This window comes from Pilimelia columellifera subsp. columellifera, from assembly GCF_039532605.1.
In the GTDB taxonomy this organism is placed as follows: Bacteria; Actinomycetota; Actinomycetes; order Mycobacteriales; family Micromonosporaceae; genus Pilimelia; species Pilimelia columellifera.
In genome coordinates this window covers 1-2,977 of record NZ_BAAARY010000057.1, presented here as the reverse complement: position 1 = coordinate 2,977, position 2,977 = coordinate 1, and the positions used below count along the sequence as shown (strand labels likewise).

At 67.0% G+C, this 2,977-nt stretch carries 1 protein-coding gene and 2 pseudogenes; 2 read left to right on the top strand and 1 reads right to left on the bottom strand.

The window, feature by feature from the left end; translation table 11 throughout:
* Positions 1–125: 125 nt before the first annotated feature.
* A pseudogene (locus ABD287_RS18235) lies at positions 126–962 on the top strand (transposase); the annotation flags it as partial.
* A 14-nt stretch (positions 963–976) separates the two neighbouring features.
* On the opposite strand, the gene ABD287_RS18230 reads toward ABD287_RS18235, so the two are convergent.
* The gene (locus tag ABD287_RS18230) at positions 977–2,179 is read right to left on the bottom strand and encodes an IS110 family RNA-guided transposase (RefSeq protein WP_344174744.1); all 1,203 of its coding nucleotides are present in this window, start codon (positions 2,177–2,179) and stop codon (positions 977–979) included.
* Positions 2,180–2,437: 258 nt separating this feature from the next.
* Between ABD287_RS18230 and ABD287_RS18225 the strand changes: the two are divergent.
* Positions 2,438–2,965: pseudogene (locus ABD287_RS18225) on the top strand (IS30 family transposase); the annotation flags it as partial.
* Positions 2,966–2,977: the final 12 nt, after the last annotated feature.

The window sequence follows — 2,977 nt, the reverse complement described above, 5'->3', positions numbered from 1 at the left end:
GCCCAAGGCGGATTCAACTGGTCGTCGCAACACCTCGATCATGGAGGTGTTGGATGGGACGACCGAGGAAGCAGTTGCCGCAGCCACCGGAGGGGGCGAGACGGCAGTGGGCCGCTGATAGGGCAATGCGGGCGCCGATGCGCTCGCCTGGCCGGCCCGAGCCATCGCGCGTTGTGCAGCGGGAGTTCTGGCGTCTGATCGCGACGGGGATCACCACGGTTCAGGCCGCCGAGGGCGTCGGCGTGTCGGCGCCGGTCGGGATCCGCTGGTTTCGACACGCTGGCGGGATGAGACCGCTGAGCTTGGACGAGCCCACGGGCCGGTACTTGTCGTTCGCCGAGCGTGAGGAGATCGCGCTGCTCAAGGTCCAGGACAAGGGCGTGCGCGAGATCGCCCGCACGATCGGCCGCGACCCCGCAACGGTGTCACGCGAGCTGCGGCGCAACGCCGCGACCAGGGGCGGCAAGCCGGTCTACCGCGCCGTGGTGGCGCAGTGGAAGGCACAGCAGGCAGCGAAGCGGCCGAAGACGGCGAAGCTGGCCAGCAACGAACGGCTGCGGGAGTACACCCAGCAGCGGCTCGCCGGCAACGTCCGCCGCCCTGACGGCACGATCGTCCGGGGCCCTACGACGCCGCCGTGGAAGGGGCTGAACAAGCCTCACCGTCAAGACCGGCGGTGGTCGACGGCATGGAGCCCACAGCAGATCGCGCATCGGCTGAAGGTCGACTTCCCCGATGATGAGTCCATGCGTATCAGCCACGAGGCGATCTACCAGTCGCTGTTCATCGAAGGGCGCGGTGCGCTCAAGCGCGACCTGGTCACATGTCTGCGCACGGGCCGGGCGTTGCGGGAGCCCAGGGCGCGGTCACGCAACAAAGCCCAAGGGCACGTCACCGCCGACGTCGTCCTCAGTGAGCGTCCGGCCGACGCCGAGGACCGAGCCGTCCCTGGCCATTGGGAATCTCAATGCTTTTGTCAAGCGGCCGAGGGGGTGCTGGCGGGGGCTGGTTCTTGGTAGAGGGTGCGGTCGCGCAGCATCGCCCACAGGGTGGTGATGCGGCGTCTGGCGAGGGCGATGAGGGCTTGTTTGTGGGTTTTGCCTTCGGCTCGTTTGCGGTCGTAGAACGTTCGGCTGGCGGGGCTGGGTTTGAGGCTGGACAGCGCTGCCAGGTAGCAGGTGCGCAGCAGGCGCCGGTTGAAGCGGCGGGGTCGGTGGTGGTTGCCGCTGATGCGGCCGGAATCTCGCGGCGCCGGGGCGAGTCCGGCGACCGAGGCGAGTCGGTCCACGGTCTCGAACGCGCTGAGGTCACCACCGGTGTTAGCCAGGAACGTGGCGGCCAGCACGGTGCCGAATCCGGGCATGCTGACAAGGATGTCCGCGTCGGGGTGCTGGGTGAACCGTTCGGTGATCTGCGCGTCGATTTTGGCGACCTCGACGTCGATCGCCATGATCTGCTCGGCGAGCTGCGCGACGAGCTGCGCACCGGTGGCCTGGGTGAGCAGCACAGTGCGTTGGGCGCCCGCCGCTTCGACGGCCTTGGCCGCGACGGCTTTGGGATTTCGCGCGCCGCGGCTGGTGAGCCAGGCCGCCAGCCCGGAGGCGCCGAGCCGCCGGATCGCCTCCGGGGTCTGGTAGCCCGACACCAGGATCAGCGGGGCCTTCTTGGAGTAGTCGAACGCTGCCTCCAGGCCGGGGAAGTACTCCAGCATCGTGGCCCGCAGCCGGTTGATCGCACGCACCCTGTCGAAGACCAGGTCGGTGCGTCGGGCGGTGAGCAGCCGCAGGTCGGTGCTGATCTGGTCGGCGGCGCGCACCGGCTGCAGATCGGTACGCATCCTGGCCTGGTCAGCGATGATCCGTGCGTCTTTCGCGTCGGTCTTGCCAGCGCCGCGGTAGGTCGCCGCCGCGTGGTGAACGATGCGGCCCGAAATATAGAACAGATACTGGCCACGATCGGCAAGCAACGCGATCAGCAGCGCAGCACCACCGGCGTTGAGGTCGGTGGCCCACACCACCTCCCCCGCGCCGGCAAGTCCCAGGACCACCTCGATCAACTCATTGAGCGCGGCCTCGTCGTTGTCCACCCGCCTCGACAGCAACACACGCCCCGCTCCGTCGATGACGACGCAATGGTGCGCCCGCTTCCCCGCGTCGATCCCCGCCCACACCGCTGTCATCGTCCACCTCGCACGTCGCGACCGAAAGGGGTTCTCCTTGAACGGCAGCCGCGCCGGCACGTCCTTACCCAACGATCCGTTCGCGCGAGTCTCAATGAGCGGTCGAGCCACCAGCGGGACAACGGGCGGCCATTCCCAGTGAGCCGTCACCGACACGACCGCGTCAGCACGGCAAGGAGATCTCAGCCATACCCGCTGCCCCAAGGAGAGCGCCCAGGACTCTACGACAGTCCTAAATCACCCCTCCAGAAACGTAAGGAAGGTGACCTGATCATCGGGACGGGCAGGTCAGCGATCGGAACACTCGTCGAGCGCAGTAGCCGCTCCACGCTCCTGGTGCATCTGCCACGCATGAAGGGTTGGGGCGAGAAGCCATACGTGAAGAACGGGCCATCGCTCGGCGGCTACGGGGCCGTCTCGATGAACGCCGCCCTGACGGCGTCGATCACCAAGCTGCCCGAACAACTACGCAAGACCGTGACCTGGGATCGCGGGAAGGAACTCTCGGGCCACGCGCAGTTCGCTTTAGACACGGGAACGAAAGTGTTCTTCGCCGACCCGCACTCCCCCTGGCAACGACCGACGAACGAGAACACCAACGGCCTACTGCGACAGTACTTCCCCAAAGGCACTGACCTATCGCGCTGGTCCGCCGAAGACCTCGAAGCCGTCGCTCACGCACTCAACAATCGGCCTCGCAAGGTCCTCAACTGGAAGACACCCGCCGAGGTCTTCGAAGAGCAACTACGCTCACTCAAACCACCCGGTGTTGCATCGACCAGTTGAACCCGCCCAATA